Genomic DNA, 21,220 nt, shown 5'->3' with positions numbered 1-21,220 from the left:
GGGCGAGGAGCGGCAGGAGTGGGGGGAGGAGGCGACGAGCAACGGGTCGTCGTGACGCCGCCGGCGGATGGCGCCACCTGTGCGTGGGATCACCCCCGGGGCACGGCGCGCGGGTGCTCATCGGGGCAACCCGTAGACCACTTCCACCGCCAGATGGGGGCGCAAGTCCGGCCCCAGGACCGCCAGGGGCAAAGCCACCTCGTAGGTGCTCTCGGTCGCGCTGACCGGGTAGGACGCACCCTGGACATCGGGCAGGGCGCCGGGCCGCCACTGCTGGTCCTGGCAGCGGAGCGTCTCGACCACACTGTCAGGCCCCAGCGGCAGCCGGACCTCCAGGTCGTCCCCACGCGGCTGCAGGCCCCCGTCGCCGCAGGGGTCTACATAGACCTGACAGGCCTCCTGCTGCCGGAGGCCCCGCGCGACATGCAGGCGCACCGCCACGTACAGGTTCCGGTCGTCGCGCATCAGCCACACCCGCCGCCACTGGTCGCCGGGCAGGCTGTAGGCCGTCACGCGGGCGTCGCCCCACTCCTTGAGGCCGATCTGCCCGTCAATCTTGACCGGGCGGGTGGTCGCCGGCACCGCCGTGCCCTCGGCCGCATCGCCCGCTCGCAGCAGCAGACGCTGCCAGGAATCGGGACGCGGCCCTGCCGCCGGGGCGACACTGGCACATGAGGTGCGACCGTCCGGCCAGATGACCGCCTCGGGATCGGCGTTCCTGGGGCCGTCCACTGAGCCCCCGTGGCTCACGGTTTGCAGGCGCACCAGGAAGCGGAGGGTCTCCGGCGCCGCGGCCGCCGGGGGGCAGCACAGGCTCAGCGGTACCGCGAACTCATAGACCGCAAAGGCCCAGCCGCCATCCCCCCGGGGGGAGGCGGCCCCGCGCCAGCCCTGCGAGTCGTCGCGGGTCTCACCCCGCAGGTCCCACTGGCCGCCGGCGAGCGTGCCGGTCTGCAATGCGGCCCGCTGGTCGCGGTCGGCCCGCACGCGCAGTTGCCGTGCGGCGGAGGCCATGGGCGCCCCCTCCGCGCCGGTGGGGGCCAGGTACAGCTCGGCCATCTGCCCCTGCCGCAGCGTCAGCGCCGAGGGGCAGGCGACACAGACATAGAGGGTGTCGGCGGTGTGCTGGGCGTAGATCGCCCAGGCCTCGCCCAGGTCGAGCGGCTCCACGGCCTGCGCGGCCCCATCCCACTCGTCCCCTCCCAGGAGGCCATCCACCAACGGCCGGTCCGCCACCAGCGGCGCGGTCAGCTCAGTTGTGGCGCTCTGGGGCGTCGGCGGCGTATCAGCCTGGCCGCCGAGGCGCAGCAGGCCCCAGGTGGCCGGATCCTCGGGTCTGGCGGCAACGGGTGGCTGGCCCTGGCCGCGCCAGTACGGGCCCGGCCAGACGGCGAAGTCCTGCCGGAACCGCCAGCCCAGCTCCCCGGTGGCGAGGTCAAGCGACCAGCGCACGGGCAGCGGCGCCGCCATGGCGCTCGCCGCGAATGCCAGCAGGATGCATAGGCCCAGTGGGCGAGTGAACATGTCTCAGCTATTCCACACCAATCTGGTCGCCACCTGCGGTGCATCGCGCAGGCGCGCACGTGTCGCGTGGGCCGACGTGCCCTCACATGCGCATGCCCCGGCCCTGGCGCCTCGCTAGGCCGGGGTGCCGCCGTGGGTGCCCCCGTCCGGGTCGGGGCGGCGCAGGACCTGCCGCGGCTTGCTGCCGTCCCGCGGTCCGATGACGCCCCGCTGCTCCAACTCGTCCATCAGGCGTCCGGCCCGGGCGTAGCCGATCAGGAAACGCCGCTGCAGGGCCGACAGCGACGCCGTCTGCTGCGCGACGACATACGCCTCGGCCGCGGCGTACAGGTCGTCATCGGCGTCTTCAGCGGGCCCGCCTGGTCCATGGGGGGCGGGGGGCCTGCGGAGCACCTGTCGGGGCTGGCTGCCCTGCTGCGGCCCGACCACGCCCCACCATTCCAGTTCGTCCATCAGGCGAGCGGCCCGAGCGTAGCCGATGCCGAAGTGCCGCTGGAGCGCCGCGATGGTCGCGGTCTGTTCGGCCACGACGAAGGCTTCCGCGTCCGCGTACAACTCGTCAGCCGGCCCACCGCCAGCCGGGCTTGCGGTGGCGGTCAGCAGCTCCGGCACGTACTGCGGCCCGCACTGGGTGCGCGCGAACCGGGCGACCCGCACGATGTCCTCCGACCTGACAAGCGCCCCCTGAGCGCGCACTGGCTCGGGGGCGCCGATCGGGAAGTAGAGCATGTCCCCGCGGCCCTGCAGCCGCTCGGCCCCGGCCTCGTCCAGGATCACCCGCGAATCGGCCGCCGTCGCCGTCTTCAGCGCGATCCGGGTGGGGATGTTGGCCCGGATCGGGCCGGTGAGCACCTTCGGCGACGGGCGGACGGTGGAGATGAGCAAGTGCACGCCGACCGCGCGGCCGAGCTGGGCGATGCGGCATACGTGGTACTCCACGTCGGTGGCGGCCTGCATCATGAGGTCGGCCAACTCGTCTATGGCAATCACGAGACGCGGCAGGGGCGGCTCGGGGGCCGGGACGTCGCCGAGGCGGGCGAGGGCCAGCGCGTTGTACTCGTCGAGGTTGCGCACCTCGGCCCGCGCCAGGGCCTCGTACCGGGTGTCGAGCTGCGCCGCGGCCCACGCCAGCGCGTCGCGGGCGGGGCCGGCTTCGCTGATGACCGGCGCCAGCAACTGCGGGAGGCCATCATAGACCGGGAACTCGACCCGCTTGGGGTCAATGAGCAGCAGCCGCACCTCGTCGGGCGTGGTGCGCATGAGCATGCTGACCACGGCGGCGTGCAGGCAGGCGCTCTTGCCCGAGCCGGCGACTCCGCCGATCAGCACGTGCGCGGCCTGCGCCAGGTCCAGCACCAGCGGCAGGCCGCAGGCGTAGCGGCCCAGGGCGAAGGCGACCGGAGACGAGTACGTGCCCTCGCTCAGCAGTGGTTTGAGGCCCACCTGGGCCTCCGTGTCGCTCGCGACCTCGATCCAGATCATGTTGGCCGCAGTCGCCTTGCCGTCGCCGGCGGCGGCCTCGATGCGCACACCGGCGGCCCCGAGCGCCTGATTCAGTTCGTAGGCACGACGCACGAAGTCGGTCACGCGGGCCCGGGGCGCCGGCTCCACCGCGAACGTCGTCACGATCGGTCCGCGCACGCAGTGGGTGACCTGCCCCTTGAGACGGAGGCTGTGGAGCAGGACCTGCAGGCGGGCGCACGCCTCCCGGTCGGCGGCCGCGTCGTCGCTGACCGCGGCGGCCTCGGTCGGCAGGTCGCTCAGCAGCTCGGCCGGCGGCAGGGGGTACGGACCCGTCAGGGAGGCCGTCACCGGCGCCACGGATGGCGGCTCGTCCCCATCACGCGGCTCCGGCCGTGCCGGGGCGGCCGGTGGGGACGACGCGGCCGGCGGGGTTTCGCGCCCCTGCACTGCCGCCAGCACTCGCAGGGCCCCCTGGATGATATGGTCAGCCACGGGGACATCCGGCGCCTCGACCCACTGCACGGTGCGCAGACGGAAGTCCATGCCCGCCGAAGGCTTCGTCTCGTCAATGCGGATCGGTAGGATCACCTTGCCCTCGGCGAGGGCGAAGTCCACCTCCCGCAGCACGTATGGCGAGCGGTCCGCGTGCTGGGAGAACACGAGCACGAACATGGCCGCGCTGGCGATCCCGCGCACGATCTCGGCCCCATAGTCGGCCCCCGGCAGGATGTCGCGCGGGGCGATCCAGCAGAACGCTCCGGCATCCTCCAAACTGGCCGCGACGGCCTCGGCGACCTCCCGGTCGTTCTGAGCATAGCTGACAAAGATGTCAATACGGGTCTGCATGGCTGACTCTCACTGCGGCATGGCCTCCGAAGCCCGGGGCGTCGGCACGGAACACGTTGTTCGCTGCTCTCGCGTCCACATCCTTCCGCCGCGGCCGGCGGCGTGGGCGGGCGTGTCCTCACGCGCACAGAGCCCTGCCTGGCGCGTCCGGGACGTCCGCGCCCGCGCACGCAGACGGCTGGGCTGGCGCTGGCACAGCCCCTGCTGCAACTGCTCCAGAACCTCGCCGTGTCCGGGTTCCTCGTCACCCATGTCAGTAGCTTCATGCCCCTCTGTTCGCCGAAGGACATTCCTACTTTGCACGAAGGGGACATTACTACTTAGGAGCGACACAGGGGAGGAGCCGGAGTTTGACAAATGGTGGTAAAGGAGTAGACTGTCCGGTTTGTGGTGGCATGCCCGCGTCTGCCACCCGATGCCGTACCGCCTACGAAGCGTGGTTCTCGCCGTGCCGCGATGGAAGTCCACCCTAGCCGCGTCCTGGGTAGCCCAGATCTGCTCGATCATGGGCTTCGCCATGTGCATCCCCTTCCTGCCGTACTATGTGCGCTCGCTGGGAGTCCCTGACGGACCGGCCGTGCTCATCTGGTCCGGGTGGCTATCCACGGCCGCCGGGCTGGTGATGGCTGCGGTCGCGCCGCTGTGGGGCCTGCTCGCCGACCGCCACGGGCGCAAGCTCATGGTCATGCGCTCGATGTTCGGCGGGATGGTCGTGCTCGGGGCCATGGCGTACGTGCAGAACGTCCACCAACTCCTGGCGCTCCGCGTGATGCAGGGCATCCTGACCGGCACCGTCGCCGCCTCGGTGGCGCTGGTGGGCAGCGTCGTCCCCATCCGGCGCGCCGGGTTTGCGCTGGGGCTGATGCACACCGCGCAGTACATCGGCAACTCGGTCGGGCCGGGCGTCGGCGGGCGGCTGGCGGCCGAATACGGCCTCCGTCTGCCCTTCCTGTTTGCCGCGGGGTTCCTGCTGCTGGCCGGGCTGCTGACCGTGCTGGGCGTCCATGAGGACTTTGAGCAGACCGAGGATGAAGAGGAGGAGCGCGGGCCGGCCACGATCCGCGAGGTCGTGACCCTCAGGGGCTTCACGACCCTGGCCGGGCTGCTGTTCCTGGTGATGTTCGCCGGCTCATTCGTGGGGCCGGTTCTGCCGCTGTACATCGAGAAGCTATCGGGCGCGGGCGCCAAGAACGCCTCGATGGTGACCGGCGACATCCTCATGCTGGCCGCGATCGCCGCGGCCGTCGCCGCCACGATCCTGGGGCGCATGGGGGACCGGATCGGCTACGGCAAGGTTCTGACCATCTGCACCCTCCTGACCGGCCTGACGCTCATCCCGCACGCCTACGTGCACAATACGGGCCAACTGCTCTTCTGGCGGCTGCTCACAGCCGCCTCCGGGGCCGGCACGATTCCGGCGATCAACGCCCTGATCCGCCACATGGTGCCCCGGCAGGCTTGCGGCAGGGCCTTCGGGCTGGTGCAGACCCTCTCGTGCCTGGGCTGGGGCTTCGGGCCGCTGGTCGGCAGTACCCTGGCGGCCCACTTCGGCATGGCCATGCCGTTCCTCATCGTCGGGCTGGCGTTCGTGCTCATCTCCGGTCTGGTCGCCTGGATGGCGCCGCGGGTGCTGCAGCAGATCGTCGCGCAGCCGATGGCCGACCTGACGCTGGCCACGGCGGCATGCCAGAGCGAAATGGAAGAAGAGGCCGACGAGATCATGGGGACGGGCGTGGGGCGGACGTAGGTTTGGGCTTCCCCCGGCCGGCAGCAACGAAGCGGGCGCTGCCAGTGGCAGCGCCCGGTGTTTTGACTACTCGTTCGTTCCCCCCCATGGTGCGGCCACTACGGCGTCCAGGTCGGGTTCCACCAGCTCGCCTTCCAGCCGGTGGCGGCCTGCCACTTGCCGTGACCATCGCAGTAGCCGAAGTTGGCGCCGTCGTTGTGCCCGGGCTTGATGCGGCAGTTCGCGTTCCCGAAGAGACACTGGCTGTTGCCCGGGGTGTTCCCGTCAATACCCCACCAGCCGTTGCCAGTGCTGTCGGCCAGAGCCACCAACTCGGCAGGCACCGTGATGTCCCCGTCAGCCCTCCGGCTCAGGTAGCCGCTGTTGTAGATGTAGCTGCAGACGGTATCACTCTTGCTGGGGCACAGGAAGATCTGCTTGTTCTTGATGTAAGGCTCGATCTCGCCGCCCCACCAGCCTGACGCAGCGGGCTCCCAGCTACTGCCCCCCCAGTACATCTGTGGCCAGCGCTCGTCGTAGTCCTGCTTGTACTGCATGAAGGCGAGCATCAACTGCTTGACGTTGGACAGACAACTGCTCTGTCGGGCCTTCTCGCGGGCCTTGGCAAACACGGGAAACAGAATGGCAGCGAGAATGGCGATGATGGCGATGACAACCAACAACTCGATGAGCGTAAATCCACGTTGCGTCATTGTGGCATAACCTCCGAGGTCGTTGATGAGTGGTCTTAGAGCCACCTTGTATGGTAGTTCTTCGACCTCACCTTGCCACATTCCTACCTGAAGAGTCAACTGTCAGTCTGAGCGCCTCCGCGGCGTTGCCCCACAGGATGCGTGTGCAGACCTCGGCCGGCACGTGATGGGCGTCCAGCAGCTCGCGGTAGGCGTTTGAGAGCGGGACAAAGCCGCCGGGAGACCCTTCGCTGCCGAACACCAGCTTGCCGAAGTGGTCCGCCCCGCCATAGAACATCTCGCCGTGACTGCAGATCGTCGTCCACCGCCGTCCCGTCACGTCAATGCCGCACAGGTCGAAGTGCACGTGGGCGTGGATGCGCATGAGCATGGCCGCGTGCCAGGTGTCCGGCACGCCCAGGTGCCCCGCCCAGATGGTGAGGCCCGGGAAGCAACGGGCGAGGCGGTCCAGCGTCAGGGGCATCATGAACCGCGAGGACGTGTTCCAGTGGTCGTGGTTGGCGAAGCGGGCGCTGATGCCGGTGTGGAACAGGATGGGCAGGCGGCACTCCTCGGCGGCGGCATAGACCGGGAAGAAGGCCTCATCATCGTACGTCCCGGTCGGACACTGGGTCTTCACCCCCCCGGAAGCCGGCCCGGTACCAGGCGTAGACCTGTGAGCCGGTGTCCTCGCCCAGGTTGCAGAAGGCGAAGGGCAGGATGCGGTCAGGGTGCTGCTCGGCCGCGGCCATCACGCCGTTGTTGTCGTGCTGACGCCACCGCGGACCGCCCCCGTTGAGGCAGAAGACCTCCACCCCGGCGGCCTGCCCCTGCTCCAGCATCTGCTCGAGGAAGCCGTCGGTCTTCTGGTAGTGGCAATGGGTGTCCAGCACGCGCGGGGCGTCCATGGCGTGTCTCCTGTGGCCGTCATGGCGGGGGGTGGTGTGTGCGGGGGCGAGTTCGGCGTCAGAAGGGGCCGGACCTCCCCGGCGGGGCGCGGGGAGGGATGGCTGTGGCGCCGGCGAAACTAACATCTGCGGGCCGGTCAGCGCATGGCCGGCACGACCATGCATGAATGCGAATGTGAGGATGGCTGCGAATGAGAATTCTCGTGACAGGCGGCGCCGGGTTCATCGGCTCGAACGTTGTGAACCGCTTCGTGGACCTCGGGCACGAGGTCGCCATCGTGGACAACCTGATCACCGGCAAGCGCCAGAACCTCGATGCGCGCGCCACCTTCCATGAGGTGGACATCACCGACCGGGAGGCCGTTCAGCAGGCGTTCGAGGCCTTCGGGCCCGAGATCGTCTGCCACCATGCCGCCCAGATTGACGTGCGCAAGGCCGTGGAAGACCCCGTCTTCGATGCCAGCGTCAATGTGCTCGGCGGGATCAATGTGGTGCGGGCGGCGCTGGCGGCCCAGGTCGGCAAGTTCGTCTACGCCTCGACCGGCGGGGCGATCTACGGCAATCCCGAGGTCATCCCCTGCACCGAGGACCACCCCATCCGCCCCATCTCGCCCTATGGCCTGACCAAGCACGTGCTGGAGCACTACCTGGAGATGTACTCGATCATCGAGGGGCTCCACTACACCGTCTTGCGGTACGCCAACGTCTTCGGCCCCCGGCAGGACCCCAAGGGTGAAGCCGGCGTCAACGCCATCTTCACCGGGCTGATGCTCGAGGGCAAGCGCCCCACGATCTTCGGCAAGGGCGACAAGACGCGCGACTACGTGTTTGTCGGGGACGTCGTGGAGGCCAATGTGCTGGCCCTGGAGCGCGGCGACGGGGAGATTGTGAACATCGGGACAAGCGTCCAGACCACCGATCAGGAGGTCTACGACGCCATCGCCGCCGCCACCGGGTACGGCGAGCCCCCGATCTACACCGAGGAGCGCAAGGGCGAGGTGCGCCACATCGCCCTGGACATCACCAAGGCCAAGCGCGTTCTGGGCTGGGAGCCCAAGGTCAGCTTCCGCGAGGGCGTGAAGATGACCGTGGAGTTCAACCGGAAGCAGTTGGCGGGGTAGCGGCCGCCGACCGCGACCGACAGCTCCCAGAGCCAGTGAAGCGACGATGATAAAGCACACCGCCAAAGCCATGGTCCTCACGCAGTTCGGGCAACCGCTCGAACTGCACGAGCTTCCGGTCCCCGAGTTGGCGCCCGGCGAGGTGCTGCTGCGCCTGCTGGCCAGCGGCATCTGCGGCTCCGATCTCGACATCGTCGCCGGCGATGACCCCCGCGTGCCGCTGCCGCTCGTGCCCGGGCACGAAGGGATCGGCGGGATTGCCGCCCTGGGGGGCGACAAGGCTGACGTCTTCGGCGAGAGCCTGCGCGTGGGCGACCTGGTGGCCTTCAACCGGGGGCTGACGTGCGGGCACTGCCCGTATTGCACGCTGCGGGGGCAGCCGGAGCTGTGCCAGGAGCGGGTGACGTATGGGATCTCGCTGGGAGGCGGGGACGGCGTCCCACCCCCCGGCCCCCTCCCCACGGGGGAGGGGGGGAACGGCGACGGCAACGGCGACGGCAAAGGCAACGGCGTCCTCACCCCTGCCCCTCTCCCTCGCTCCGCTGCGCTGCGCTCCGGAGAGGGGAACGGCGACGGCAACGGCAACGGCGGCGGGAACGGCGACGGCAACGGCGGCGGGAACGGCGACGGCAACGGCGGCGCTCCCGCCCTACAGGGCTGCTATGCCGAGATGATCGTGCTGCGGGCGGGGACGGAGACCATCAAGCTGCCGCCTGAGGCCGAGCCGATTGGGCTAGTGGCCGCGACGTGCTCGGGGGCCACGGCCGCCCATGCCATCGAGCTGGCCGGCATCGAGCCCGCGGAGGTGGTCGTCGTCATCGGACCGGGTCCGCTCGGGCTGTATGCGGCGGCGCTGGCCTTTTCCCGGGGCGCCGACCAGGTCGTCATGATCGGCACCGCGCGGAGCGGGCGGCGGCTGGACCTGGCCGAGACGGCCGGCTGCCTCCCTGTCAGCACGGGCGACACCGATCTGGCCGACCGGCTTGAGCTGGTGCGGGGCCTGACCCGGGGCGTCGGCGCCGGGGCGGTCGTGGACTGTGCCGGGACGGCTGACACGATCCGCGAGGCCCTGGAGCTGGTCGCGCCCGGCGGGACCGTCACGATTCCCGGCCTGGCCACGCCGCTGCCCGGCTTCACCTTCGACCCCTACGTGGTATCCCGCAAGCAGGTGCGCCTGCAGGGCGTCTGGACCTCGAACGTGCGGCATCTGCACCAGGCGCTGACGATCGCGCACTCTCGCCGCTATCCCCTCGATGCGCTGGTGACCCATGTGCTGCCCCTGGAGCAGGCCAACGAGGGACTGCGGCTGCTGCGGGAGAAGCAGGCGATCAAGGTGGTGCTGACGCCGGAGTAGGGGAGTGGCACGCCTCTCCCAGTACCGCGGGCGGCCCGCCCGCGGGGCAGTCGAGACCCCACGGGCAGGCGAGGCCGCCTGCCCTACTGGCAAGGCCGGGCGCGGTGCCCGACTGACGACTATTCTCAGGTGCGGCCCAGGAGCCGCCGGGAGCTGACCATGCACACACTAGCCGGTGAACTGCCTGATCTCTTCGCGTTCGGCGATGGCTCGCGCGTGGACAGCGTGCAGGCCTGGCGGCGCAAGCGCCAGGAATGGTATGACCTCGTTATCCCGATCGAGTATGGCGGGATGCCGCCCCGGCCCGAGGCCGTGACCTCCGAGTTGCTGCACCCGAATGTGGCCCGGCGCCTGGCCGGCAAGCCCCGGCGGTTCGGCTACCGCCTGAACATCGAGGGTGGCGCGCATCCCTTCTGGTTCATTGTTGATGCACTGGTGCCCGAAGGCGACGGCCCCTTCCCGGTCGTCATGGATGGGGACATGTGCTGGGGGGCGCTGCGGGACGAGGTCATCGAGGGTGTCATCGGGCGGGGCTATGCGCTGGTGACCTTCAACCGCACCGAACTGGCCCCCGATGCCTACCACAGCGAGCGCACCACGGGCCTGTACACCGTCTTCCCCGACTGCGGCTTCGGGGCCCTGGCGGCGTGGGCATGGGGCTACCACCGGGTCGTGGACTTCCTGCTGACCCAGGATTGGGCCGATCCGGCGCGCTTGGCCGTGGTCGGGCACTCCCGGGGCGGGAAGACCTCCCTGCTGGCCGGCGCAACGGATGAGCGGATCGCGCTGACCGGGGCGAACAACTCCGGGGCCGGCGGGGCCGGGTGCTACCGCTGGCAGGGCGAGGAGTCCGAGACGATCGCCGACAACATGCGCGCCATCCCGTACTGGTACGCCCCGCCGATGCACGACTACGTCGGCCGGGTGGCGGAGTTGCCCTTCGACCAGCACGCCCTGAAGGCGCTCGTGGCGCCCCGGGGCCTGCTCACGATGGAGGCGCTGGGGGACCTGTGGGCCAATCCGACGGGAACATACCAGACCTATGACGCCGCGCGGGAAGTGTACCGCTTCCTGGGGGCCGAGGAGCGCGTCGGTATCTGGTTCCGCGAGGGTGGGCATGAGCACGGGCCGGCAGACTGGCAGGCGTTCATGGACTTCGCCGACTGGCATTTGAAGGGGATCGTGCCCGAGCGGCGGTTCGATGTGAGCCCGTTCCCGGAGATGGAGCGGGCGTTCTCGTGGGTGGCGCCCGGGTAGGGCGCGACCGGGACGTCACATGGCACTCAGTAGCGCGGGCGGCCTCGCCCGCGCGTCGGGGCGGGCAGGCGAGGCCGCCTGCCCTACGGGCCAAAGTGGTCCGGGCACGGCCAGGGGGCCTGGCCGTGGCACCCCGCCGCCTGACGGGGCGAAGTTGCCATCCGAAAGGATACCATGATATGAGCGACAGTTCGTTCGATCTGATCATCGTTGGGGGCGGGCCGGGCGGTTACGTGTCGGCCATTCGGGCCGGGGATCTGGGCGCGAAGGTGGCCCTGGTCGAGGAGCGGGAGGTCGGCGGGACGTGCCTGAACCGTGGCTGCATCCCCTCCAAGGCGCTCATCAAGTGCGCCGAAGTCGTCGAGGAGATCAAGGGCGCCAAGACCTTCGGCATCACCGCCGGAGAGGTGCAGATTGACTTCGACGGGGTGCGCAAGCACAAGGACCGCACGGTCAAACAGCTCGTGGCCGGCGTGGAGGGGCTGCTGAAGGCCCGGCAGGTGCAGGTGCATAGCGGCCGCGGGAAGCTGCTGTCGCCCACGGAAGTGGAAGTGACTGCCGCTGGCGGGACCGAGCGGATCAGCGGCAAGCACATCATCTGGGCCACCGGCTCCGTGCCCTTCGTGCTGCCGATCCCCGGCCATGACAGCGAGGGCGTGTTCACCAGCGATGAGGCCGTGGCGCTGCCCGGCCCGCCCGAGAGCCTGGCGATCATCGGCGGCGGGGCCATCGGCTGCGAGTTCGCCTATGTCTATTCGCGCTTTGGCACCAAAGTGACCATCGTGGAGATGCTGCCCCGTATCCTGCCCACCGAGGACCCCGAGGCCAGCGACGTGCTGGCCAGCTCGCTCAAGAAGAGCGGCGTGAAGATCGCCACCGGGGCCAAGGCCCAGGCCATTGAGGAGCGCGAGGGCAAGAAGGTGCTGGTCTTCGAGCAGGAGGGGGAGGAGAAGACCGTGGCGGCCGACATGGTGCTGATGGCCGCCGGGCGGCGGGCCAATACGGCCAACATGGGCCTGGAGGAAGCCGGAGCGGCGCTGGATCGCGGGCGGCTGACCGTGGATGCGAACCGGAAGACCAGCCTCGACGGCGTCTACGCCATCGGCGATGTCGTCCGGGGCATCGGACTGGCGCACTGGGCGTCGCATGAGGGCATCGCCGTGGCGAACTACCTGTTCGGCGGCGCCGACCATGTCCACGACGCGCTGGTGCCGGGCGTGGTCTTCACCCACCCGGAGATCGGGTCGGTGGGCCTGCGCGAGCACGAGGCGAAGGCCGCCGGGACGGCCGTGGTGGTCGGGAAGTTCCCCTTCCAGGCCCTCGGCAAGGCCGCGGCGATCCGCGCCCGGGAGGGGTTTGTCAAGATCGTGGCCGACGCCGGCGACGGCCGGGTGCTGGGCGGGACGGTCGTGGGGCCGTCGGCGACCGACCTGGTGGCCGAGATCGGCCTGGCAGCCCAGAACGGGCTGACCGTGGCCGACATGGCCGAGACGATGCACGCCCACCCGACGCTGGCCGAGGCGATCGGCGAGGCGGCGATGGACGCGCTGGGCCAGGGCATCCACCAGGCGCCCAGGAAGTGATGGCGGGATGGAAGCCCGCACTACGGGACGACTTGCCGGCTGGAAGCCGGCGCTCCTACGGCGCCGGAACCCGTGAGGTGAGCAGCTCGATGACACCCCGACAGCGCGTCGAGATGGTCATTGCCGGGCAGAAGCCCGATCACGTGCCCTTCACCGTCTATGAGTACAAGATCCCCCAGTGCGCCGTCGAGCGCCAACTGCGCAACGAGGGCCTGTGCATCATGAACCGGCGCTATGTCGGCTACAGCACGGTGACCCCCAACTGTACGACGGACACATACTCTTATACTGATGAGAGAACGGGCAAAGGCATGGTGCGGACGGTCACGCACACGCCCAAGGGGGACCTGACGAGCCTGTCAGAACCAGCGGATTTCACTTCGTGGCGCCATGAGTTGCCCTTCAAGGGCCCCGAGGACTACGAGAAGCTGATCTTCCAGGCGAATGACACGCAGTTCGTGGCGGACTACGCCAGCGTCATCAAGGCGCAGGAGTGGCTGGGGGAGGATGTGTACCTGCGGGGCGGGATGCCGGGGTATTCGCCGCTGCAGGGGCTCATCTACACCTATATGGGTGTCGAGACGTTCACGATCGAGTGGATGGAGCGGCGGGATGAGTTGATGCGGCTCTATCGGGCCCTGCACGAGCGGAACCGGCGCTGCTACAAGATCCTGGCCGAGAGCCCGCACCAGGTAGTCCAGTACGGCGGGAACGTCAGCCCCGAGATTGTGGGAACAGAACGGTTCCGCAACTACGTCCTACCACACTACAACGAGCTGGCGGAGGAGTTGCACCGACAGGGAAAGCAGCTCCTGGTGCATCTTGATGCAAACTGCAGACTTTTTGCGCAAGAGATCGCTGATTCGGGTATAGATATCGTTGAGGCCTTCACGCCGGCCCCGGATACGGACATGACACTGGCCGAGGCACGGGCGGCGTGGCCGGACAAGGTGCTGTGGATCAACTTCCCCTCCTCGGTGCACCTGTCATCGGCGGAGGTGGTGTACGAGACGACCCGAGACTTGATCGCCCAGAACGGGGAGGCGGACCGGTTCCTGATCGGGATCACGGAGGATGTGCCCGAGGACCGCTGGCAGGCCAATTTCCTGGCGATCAGCCGCGCCGTACGTGGCTGAGCCTCAGTCAGGGGGGACAGGGACACGGAAGGGCTGCACAGTTCCCTGGAGCCGTGCGGAAAAGCAGAGGGACCCTTTGCAGAGCCTCGGTTGTTACTATCTATCGGCCGAAGTAGGTAACTATGTTTCGCGTGTAGTAGTCTGTTGCGTTGTCCCCTGGTCGAGTTCCCTAACTCAAGCAGTTGGAAGAGCCTCCGCGATATGCGGGAACATGCCATCCTGACAGTTGAGCTGCCGCCAGGGCCGTGTGTGCTCATGGCCACGCGGAGTGGGTTGGCGTCAGTGCGGCTGGTGGCCCGGGAAGCGGTAGCGGCCGAGCTGCAGGGGGCAGGCGGGCCTGCGGAGGCGCGGGCCATCGTGCAAGAAGCGGCAGAGCAACTGCGGGCGTACTTCGGCGGGCGCCGCCGGCGGTTCGAGATCCCTGTGGACCTGGCGGGCGGGACGGCGTTCCAGGAGCGGGTGCTGCGGGCGTGCGCGGAGGTTCCGTACGGTGAGACCGTCAGTTACGGTGAGTTGGCCCGGCGCTGCGGGCAGCCGGGGGCGGCGCGGGCAGTGGGGCAGGTGATGGCCACCAACCGGCTGCCGCTGGTGGTGCCCTGTCACCGGGTCATAGCGGCCGGGGGAGGGCTGGGTGGGTATGGGTATGGCACGGCCCTGAAGGAGGCTCTGCTGGCGATGGAGAGGCAGCAAGCGGGCTGGGCGGAGGTGGCGGGACAGGGAGCCGACAGCGCCAGCGTCTGGGCCGGTCTGGGCGCGACATTCCGACGTTGACTTGGGTGCCCTGTTGAACTACAATACACGGGGTTATCGCAGGTTGATTTACAGGCATAGCACAGGCTTTGCTCAGGTCGGGACGACTGCGACCGGCGCCCAGCCGGGCCGCCAGTAGGTTTTTGTGTGCCTGCCATGCGACCGTCGGGGCTCCGTGGGGCCGACGGCAAGAGCGGTGGCAGTTGGTGGGCTGCGGCGGTGGTACGTCGGGCCTGCACCTCAAGACAGGAGGATGGGGATCCCGTGATCCATCCAGTGCGCAAGTACTCATCGCTTCCTCTGCTCGTGCTCGCACTCATCGTGACAGGCTGCGCCGCACACGGCGCGACCCTGGTCTTGGGGTATGGGGGGGACGGGGTATACCCTCAGAATGCCACGGGCAACTCCGAGCGGTACTTCCGCGCGGTTCTGACGATCGCGAACACGGAAGTCCTCACGGACATGCACATCGTGGGCGTCGGCGGCACCACGCAGATCTTCCCCAAGCCCAACGGCGACTGGAACGACGTCTCGGACGGCGTCACGCGCTACCTGATCAGCGGGGGCTCGAGCAGCGTCTGGGCCTACACGATCGGCCCGTATGCGGGATATGACTACAGGGGCGCCGCGCACTGTCCGACCGAGGTCATCGGGCAGGTCCGTCAGGGGAACGGCGCCGAGGACTTCGCCTTCACGATCTACGCCACCACCGTCCCCGCATCTGGCGGGACGGCGACGACCATCAGTGCCGCAGGCACCTACAATACCGGGTGGGACAACGCCGCGATTCTGGACTGGTGGTCCGGCATGGCCGTCGGGGTGGACCCGCTGTCGGTGGACGGGCCGGTAGCCGGTCAGGACTATGGCTCCAGCAGCAGCACCTTCACCTTCCGGGTGCAGTACCGGATGGACCTACACCAGAGCCTGGACCTGCTGCCGCGGTTTGGCACGAACACTGCGCCTGGATTGCCGCGGGGGACCTTCGCCAACTTCGACAACGGTCGGGCGAACGCCACGCGGGACACGGACTGGAGTGCGGACTGGTGGACCTATGGGGCAGGCGCATGGTCTTGGTCCACGCCGACGGGCGCCTGGTCGTCCCTGCGCCCACGGATGGACGACTTCGCCGACCAGACGGGCGAGTCACACATCTGGCAGGCGCCGGAGGTCGTGCTGATCATTGACGGTGACCGCTCGCGGCCGCACTACATGATCCGCGAGAACCCCAACGACAGCGAGCCACATGACGGCAACGGCATCATCTACTTCTACACGCTGTTGCCGACCGACTACCAGAACTTCATGGACAACTTGTTCCTGTACCCGTTCGACGCTCCCGGGGACGAGTTGAACGACTACTATGCCGCCGGGCTGCAGGGGCGCCCCGCATCCAACAACTACGTCTCGATGCAGGTGGGGGGCCACACGTATGAGTTCCTGGCGAGTGCCGACTTCAGCCCGCCGGACGGCAACCGCGTGTGGCTGCAGGTCGGGCGTCCCGGCGATGAGCTCGCCAACGAGTACATGCGCCCGATCCGCGGCGGCACGGGCGACATGGAAGTCACCCCGGTGGTGCAGCGGTACGACGATGCGGACGGCGCCAACGGGGGCCACGGGTACCCGTACAGCTCGCAGAGCGGCTTGTACCCCGCCATCAACCCGATGCTGACCGCGCATCCGTACTTCCCCCGTGGCTCGATTGAGCCGTTCCAAAGCGGCAGCGCGCTGGGCGTGAACCCGCCTCAGGCCGCCGCTAACCCCTTCCTGCCCGAACTGGGCGCGGGCCCTGACCCCACATTCACCCCGGTCGGCCCGTGGCGCGTGACCAACGACGACACCATCCTGCCCAACTTCGCGAACATCCGGCCCGAGACGGACGCCACGGCGCCGTTCCGGGGTGGCAAGTGGACGTCAGCCAGCACCTACACGCTGCGGGTCAACTACTGGCAGTCGAGCAACCTGCCCCCCGCCTACATCCGCGTGATGATCCGCAGGAACGACGATGGCGTCTCCCTGGGTAGCTGGTCTGGCTACACGATGGAGAAGCTGGACGCGACGGACACGAACTACCGTGACGGGTGCGTCTACCAGTATGTGACGACGCCGGACCAGCTTCCGGGTGGCGGCGGCGCGGGCGACTACAACTACTACTTCGTGACCAGCGACGGCATTCGGCAGGCGACTTTCCCGAATCGCCCGGCGCGGTACACGTACAATGGCGGGAGCCTCGACGACCCCGGCGACATGGGTGTGGCCAGCGACAGCACGGGCGAGAACGACTTCTACTCGTTCCGCGTCAACGCCGCGCCAGCGCTGACGGGGCAGAGCGTCACCCAGACGGGCGGGGCCACGGGCGACGACTTCACGTTCAAGGTCACCTATACCGACCCCGATGGCCAGATGCTGGACACCAGTTCCGATGGTGACCGGCCCTTCGAGACCTCGATCTACCTGGACCTGTTCGGGAACCCCAACGGCGAGGGCCGGGTGTCGTCGGTATCCAATGAGACGACGATCAACTACACGACGACCGGCGGGACGGGCTACGCGGTCAACGAGTTGGCGGGGGGGAACTACAGGGCAGAGATACTGTCGGGGCCGGCGACGGGGAAGACCTATGCCATCACCAGCAACACGGCCACCCAGATCGTGCTCGCGTCCGGCTCGACAGCGCTCACCGATGGGGTAGCCGCGACGAACCGCTTCCGCATCTCGAACTGGTTCCACGGCACGATGCTGCCGGCCAGCTCCGCCGACACGGACTACTCGGATGGCAAGGACTACGTGTTCAACAGCGCCACGTATGTCGAGTTGGGGCCGGGCGTGCATCGCTACTACTTCGTGTTCGTGGATGACTGGGGCTGCTGGATAGACCCCACCGACAGCAACATGAAGGTGGAGGGCGAGACGGTACGCCTGCCGCTCAGCGGCGCCTTCGACGGCCCGGAGGTCATCCAGAACACGGCCCCGGTCCTGACCGACTTCCGCTTCACTCCCGACGCGGCGACCGGGTATGACGGCACCACGGCGACCCCATTCATCTTCTCGGTGACCTACACCGACCAAGAGAACAACATGCCGGCGGCCATTCGGCTGGGCATTGACGGGACGGTGGACGCCCCGGCGACCGTGCTGAACATGTCCCCGGACAACACCGGCGACACGGTCTACACCGACGGCGCGGTCTACAAGACCGTGGCAGTGAAGCTCACGGAGGGGCAGCACATCTTCCGGGCACAGGCTTCGGACGGCTCGCTGCGCTACCCGGCCTCGGCCTCGAACGCGACGTTCACCTTCGCCGGTGAACCAAGCAACCCGGCGGACCCGACGTCCACGCCGAACGCCTACGAGGACGGCCCCAATGTCAAGGCCAACACGCCGCCGACGCTGAGCTTCCAGTCCACGGACAACGGCAGCGACGCGACCAACCCGCCGGGGCTTGATCCGAACACCGGGCGGGTCAGCACCACGTTCACCTACACGGTCATCTACACCGATATCGACCAGTTCGCCGGTGTAGCCGGCAATCCGCCCGACTACGTGCGGGTGGTGATTGACGGGACCGAGTACGACATGACGAAGGTGGACTCGACCGACGAGGACTACACCGACGGAGCGGTCTACCAGTACTCGGTCACCGGGCTGGTGGAGGGCACGCCGCATCGGTACTGGTTCATCGCCTCCGACGGGCTGGACCGGGCACGGCTGCCGATCCAGGGCGTGACGCCGAGTTACTACAATGGCCCGGTGGTGGACGAGCCGCCGGGTGCGCCGCAGTCGCTGCTGGCCCAGGACCACCCGAACGACAACGGCGGGGTCATTGACCTGACCTTCAACGCCAGCCAGGACGACGGCGGCGGCGCCGACGACGTGACGGAGTACCGGCTGTACCGCACGACCACATCCGGGAGCTACCCGACGACGCCGTTGCAGACGATCACTGCCACCAAGTCGGCGGCCTACACGCTGCAGGACACAACGGCTGTGACCGGCACACTGTACTACTACGTGGTGCGGGCGTGGGACGGGGCGAACGAGTCGGCCGACTCGACCCCGGCCGGGCCGGTCTCGGCGATAGACAACATCCCGCCGGAGCCGCCGTCGAACGTGGCGGCGATTGATCCGGGTCTGGGCGGCACGATCGCGGTCACGTGGACGCTGTCGCCGGATGACGGCGGCGGGCAGAACGATGTGAAGGAATACCACATCTACCGGCGGGACGCGACCGCAACGGGCTTCAGCACCATGCTGGGGACAGCCGCGGCGGGGCAGACGAGCTACGCTGACACTACGGCGGCGGATGGGACGGACTACTACTACATGGTCCGCGCCTACGACGGCACCAACGAGTCGGTCGACTCCAACGTGTTTGGCCCGGTGCAGTCCACGGACCAGCAGCCTCCGGTCATCGCCGACCAGTTCCCGGCGGATCGGGCGCTGGACATCGCGCCGGGGACCAACATCAGCTTCACGGTGAGTGACAGCGGCACGGGCGTGGACCGCACCAAGCTGACGACGACCGTGACCGCGGACGGGGTGGCGGTGGATGTCGGCACGCCGACGATCACCGGCACGGCCGCCAAGTACACCGTGGTGTACAACCCGGCCAATGACTTTGCCTACCGCGCGGTGGTCAACGTCACCGTTGTGGCCTATGACCTGGGCGGGAAGACGGCCACGAGTTCGTGGCGGTTCACCATCGCCGGGCCGCCGACGTACACGATCTCGGGCTCGGTGAGGAGCAGCACCGGAGTGGGGTTGGAGAACGTCGTGGTGTCTACCGGTGACCAGTGGGCGCTCACCAACGCCGCCGGCGACTACACCATCGTGGGGATGGTCAACGGGACGTACACGGTGACCCCCACGCTGCGGGGCTATGCCTTCACGCCCACGTCCAAGACAGCGACCATTGCGGACGCCAACGCCACCGGCGTGGACTTCGTGTGGCAGGCGGCCTTTGACATCACCGGCATCATCACGGATGGCAACGGCGCCGGCATGCAGGGCGTGACCGTGACAGTCGGCTCACGGACGGCCGTCACCAACGCGGCCGGGGTGTACCAGTTGCTGGACCTGCCGGCGGGTGACTACACTATCGAGCCGTCGCTGTCACGCTACGTGTTCACCCCCGCGTCGCGGTCGGTGACGCTCGGGCCGGCGGCGACGAACCAGAACTTCGTGGGCGCGCTGGAGACCTTCAGTATCAGCGGCGTGATCACCGATCTGAGCGGCGGCCGCCTGGGCGGGGTCACCGTCACGGCGACCGGGGATACGGGCACTGGGACAGCGGTGTCGAACGATGCCGGCACCTACACCATATCCGGCCTGCTCCCTGGCACCTGGACGGTGCAGCCGGCGCTGACGGGGTACGTGTTCCGGCCGACCTCCGAGAGCGTCGCCCTGGATGCCAGCGTGACCGAGGTGGACTTCGTCGGGGTGCCGATCTACACGGTGAACCTACCGGCAGGGCTGAGCTTCCTGTCCCTGCCGATCACACCCGAGAACACCTCGCCGGTAGCCGTGTTCGGCGCGCTGCCGACCTTCCGGTGGGATCCCAGCGGCGAGCAGTACCACGCCGGGAACACCGACCCGACCCTGGAGCTGGTGCAGGTCAAGGTGGGGCGCGGGTTCTGGGTGCGGACCGATGCGGCGACGGTCCTCAATGTCGCCGGGACGCCGACGCGCACGAGCGTGAACTACACGCTGCTGGTGTACGCCGGCTGGAACATGACGGGCAACCCGTACGCCGCGGCGCTGCCGTGGGGGAACGTGGGTGTGACGGCTGGCGGGCCGGTCTCCGACTATGCCTACATCTACCAGCCCGGAACCGGCTATGTCCTGGTGAGTGACGCCAGTGGCGTGGGCGCCCTGACTTCGGTGCCGCAGCACTCGGCCATGTGGATGAAGTCCACGAGCGCGCGCGCGGTGACGGTGAGCGCCCTCACGACCACGATCACCGCCGAGCAGCCGACTTGGACGCGGAGCAGCGGCGAGTTCGTCATCCCGATCCATGCGCAGGCCGGCGGCACCATGGACACGACGGCGCGCGCGGGCATGGTGACATGCGCGGCCTCCAACCCGGCCGCCTACGTCATGGAGAACCCGCCGTTCATCAGCAACTCGGTGGATGTCTACTTCACCGACAGCAAGGGGACGGCGCTGACGTGTGACATCCGCGGCGCGTCGGCCAGCAGCCTCACCTACAACTTCACGGTCAAGACGGACCTGCAGAACGTGCCGGTGAAGGTGTCGCTGCCCGACCTGTCCCAAGTATCGCGGGACAAGGCGGTCTACCTGACCGATGTCGCGTCGGGCAAGCGCCTGTGGGCGCGGACGCTCAGCGGGTACACATACAACTCCGGCACGGGTGGCGAGCGCCAGTTCCGGCTGGACGTCGTGCCGAACGTGAGCGGTGGGCTGAGCGTCGTGGTATCGCCCACGGCGGCCAAGGGCGGCGGCGTGGCACTGACGTACACGCTGTCGCGCCCGGCGAGCGTGCAGATGACCATCATGAACGTGGCCGGCCGCCAGATCCGCGTGCTGACGCGTGACGCGGCGGGTCAGGCCGGCGTGAACACCGCCGCCTGGGACCTGCGCAGCGACAGCGGGCTGCGGGTGCCAGCGGGCCGGTACCTGGTGCGCGTACAGGCTTCGGCCGAGGACGGGCAGCAGGTGACGACGGTGGCGCCGCTACTGGTGCAGTAGGCGCCGGTTGGCCAGCGCAGACGGACACAACTGATCGGGGCATCCCGGGCCGCGCGGGTAAGGCGGCCCGGGATGAGACGCACCAGGCGCGGCGGGCCCGCTTCCCGCCGGGTGGGGCGCCAGACGGGGGAGTCATCATCCCTATCTGGGTCCA

At 68.7% G+C, this 21,220-nt stretch carries 13 protein-coding genes; 8 read left to right on the top strand and 5 right to left on the bottom strand.

Annotated elements, in window-relative coordinates; all coding sequences use genetic code 11:
• Positions 1-117: 117 nt before the first annotated feature.
• Together LLH23_06830 and LLH23_06825 are read right to left on the bottom strand one after the other, a co-directional pair.
• A complete protein-coding gene (locus tag LLH23_06830) occupies positions 118-1,524 on the bottom strand; it encodes a hypothetical protein (GenBank protein ID MCE5238191.1) in 1,407 nt (468 codons plus the stop codon).
• 114 nt (positions 1,525-1,638) lie between these two features.
• Positions 1,639-3,834 (bottom strand): TIR domain-containing protein, encoded by a 2,196-nt coding sequence (locus tag LLH23_06825; protein MCE5238190.1) that lies wholly within the window; start codon positions 3,832-3,834, stop codon positions 1,639-1,641.
• A gap of 448 nt (positions 3,835-4,282) precedes the next feature.
• Here LLH23_06825 and LLH23_06820 point away from each other — a divergent pair, with 448 nt between their 5' ends.
• Positions 4,283-5,581, top strand: coding sequence for an MFS transporter (locus LLH23_06820; GenBank protein ID MCE5238189.1), 1,299 nt, complete (start codon positions 4,283-4,285; stop codon positions 5,579-5,581).
• A 98-nt stretch (positions 5,582-5,679) separates the two neighbouring features.
• Here LLH23_06820 and LLH23_06815 read toward each other — a convergent pair whose 3' ends face one another.
• From LLH23_06815 to LLH23_06805, 3 genes are all read right to left on the bottom strand, one after another.
• Positions 5,680-6,273 carry a DUF1559 domain-containing protein gene (locus tag LLH23_06815; GenBank protein MCE5238188.1) on the bottom strand — a complete coding sequence of 198 codons (594 nt, stop codon included), beginning with the start codon at positions 6,271-6,273 and terminating at the stop codon, positions 5,680-5,682.
• Between the two features lie 67 nt (positions 6,274-6,340).
• Positions 6,341-6,892 (bottom strand): amidohydrolase, encoded by a 552-nt coding sequence (locus tag LLH23_06810; GenBank protein ID MCE5238187.1) that lies wholly within the window; start codon positions 6,890-6,892, stop codon positions 6,341-6,343.
• Positions 6,858-7,160, bottom strand: a complete 303-nt coding sequence (locus LLH23_06805; GenBank protein MCE5238186.1) for a TatD family hydrolase — start codon at positions 7,158-7,160, stop codon at positions 6,858-6,860. The genes LLH23_06810 and LLH23_06805 overlap by 35 nt, the downstream gene beginning before the upstream one ends.
• A 191-nt stretch (positions 7,161-7,351) precedes the next feature.
• On the opposite strand from LLH23_06805, the gene LLH23_06800 reads away from it, so the two are divergent.
• The 7 genes from LLH23_06800 (at position 7,352) to LLH23_06770 (ending at position 21,066) form a co-directional block, all read left to right on the top strand.
• Entirely contained in the window at positions 7,352-8,281 is a 930-nt protein-coding gene (locus LLH23_06800) for an NAD-dependent epimerase/dehydratase family protein (GenBank protein ID MCE5238185.1), read from the top strand.
• A gap of 46 nt (positions 8,282-8,327) precedes the next feature.
• Complete coding sequence (locus tag LLH23_06795) at positions 8,328-9,635, top strand: alcohol dehydrogenase catalytic domain-containing protein (GenBank protein MCE5238184.1); 1,308 nt, start codon at positions 8,328-8,330, stop codon at positions 9,633-9,635.
• Between the two features lie 159 nt (positions 9,636-9,794).
• Positions 9,795-10,892: a hypothetical protein gene (locus LLH23_06790; protein MCE5238183.1), complete on the top strand. Its 1,098-nt coding sequence runs from the start codon at positions 9,795-9,797 to the stop codon at positions 10,890-10,892.
• 179 nt (positions 10,893-11,071) lie between these two features.
• Entirely contained in the window at positions 11,072-12,475 is a 1,404-nt protein-coding gene (gene lpdA / locus LLH23_06785) for a dihydrolipoyl dehydrogenase (GenBank protein ID MCE5238182.1), read from the top strand.
• 89 nt (positions 12,476-12,564) lie between these two features.
• A complete protein-coding gene (locus LLH23_06780; protein MCE5238181.1) occupies positions 12,565-13,611 on the top strand; it encodes a hypothetical protein in 1,047 nt (348 codons plus the stop codon).
• A 201-nt stretch (positions 13,612-13,812) separates the two neighbouring features.
• Complete coding sequence (locus tag LLH23_06775; GenBank protein MCE5238180.1) at positions 13,813-14,382, top strand: methylated-DNA--[protein]-cysteine S-methyltransferase; 570 nt, start codon at positions 13,813-13,815, stop codon at positions 14,380-14,382.
• Positions 14,383-14,625: 243 nt separating this feature from the next.
• Complete coding sequence (locus LLH23_06770; protein ID MCE5238179.1) at positions 14,626-21,066, top strand: carboxypeptidase regulatory-like domain-containing protein; 6,441 nt, start codon at positions 14,626-14,628, stop codon at positions 21,064-21,066.
• Positions 21,067-21,220: the final 154 nt, after the last annotated feature.

This window comes from bacterium, from assembly GCA_021372615.1.
GTDB lineage: Bacteria > Armatimonadota > Zipacnadia > Zipacnadales > UBA11051 > JAJFUB01.
This window is presented reverse-complemented; position numbering and strand designations above follow the sequence as displayed.

Bases quoted from the DNA above. Each gene is read 5' to 3' on its own strand.
- LLH23_06830 (MCE5238191.1), bottom strand. From the start codon at position 1,524: ATGTTCACTCGCCCACTGGGCCTATGCATCCTGCTGGCATTCGCGGCG.
- LLH23_06800 (MCE5238185.1), top strand. From the start codon at position 7,352: ATGAGAATTCTCGTGACAGGCGGCGCCGGGTTCATCGGCTCGAACGTT.
- LLH23_06815 (MCE5238188.1), bottom strand. From the start codon at position 6,273: ATGACGCAACGTGGATTTACGCTCATCGAGTTGTTGGTTGTCATCGCC.
- LLH23_06775 (MCE5238180.1), top strand. From the start codon at position 13,813: ATGCGGGAACATGCCATCCTGACAGTTGAGCTGCCGCCAGGGCCGTGT.
- LLH23_06780 (MCE5238181.1), top strand. From the start codon at position 12,565: ATGACACCCCGACAGCGCGTCGAGATGGTCATTGCCGGGCAGAAGCCC.
- LLH23_06825 (MCE5238190.1), bottom strand. From the start codon at position 3,834: ATGCAGACCCGTATTGACATCTTTGTCAGCTATGCTCAGAACGACCGG.
- LLH23_06805 (MCE5238186.1), bottom strand. From the start codon at position 7,160: ATGGACGCCCCGCGCGTGCTGGACACCCATTGCCACTACCAGAAGACC.
- lpdA (MCE5238182.1), top strand. From the start codon at position 11,072: ATGAGCGACAGTTCGTTCGATCTGATCATCGTTGGGGGCGGGCCGGGC.
- LLH23_06790 (MCE5238183.1), top strand. From the start codon at position 9,795: ATGCACACACTAGCCGGTGAACTGCCTGATCTCTTCGCGTTCGGCGAT.
- LLH23_06795 (MCE5238184.1), top strand. From the start codon at position 8,328: ATGATAAAGCACACCGCCAAAGCCATGGTCCTCACGCAGTTCGGGCAA.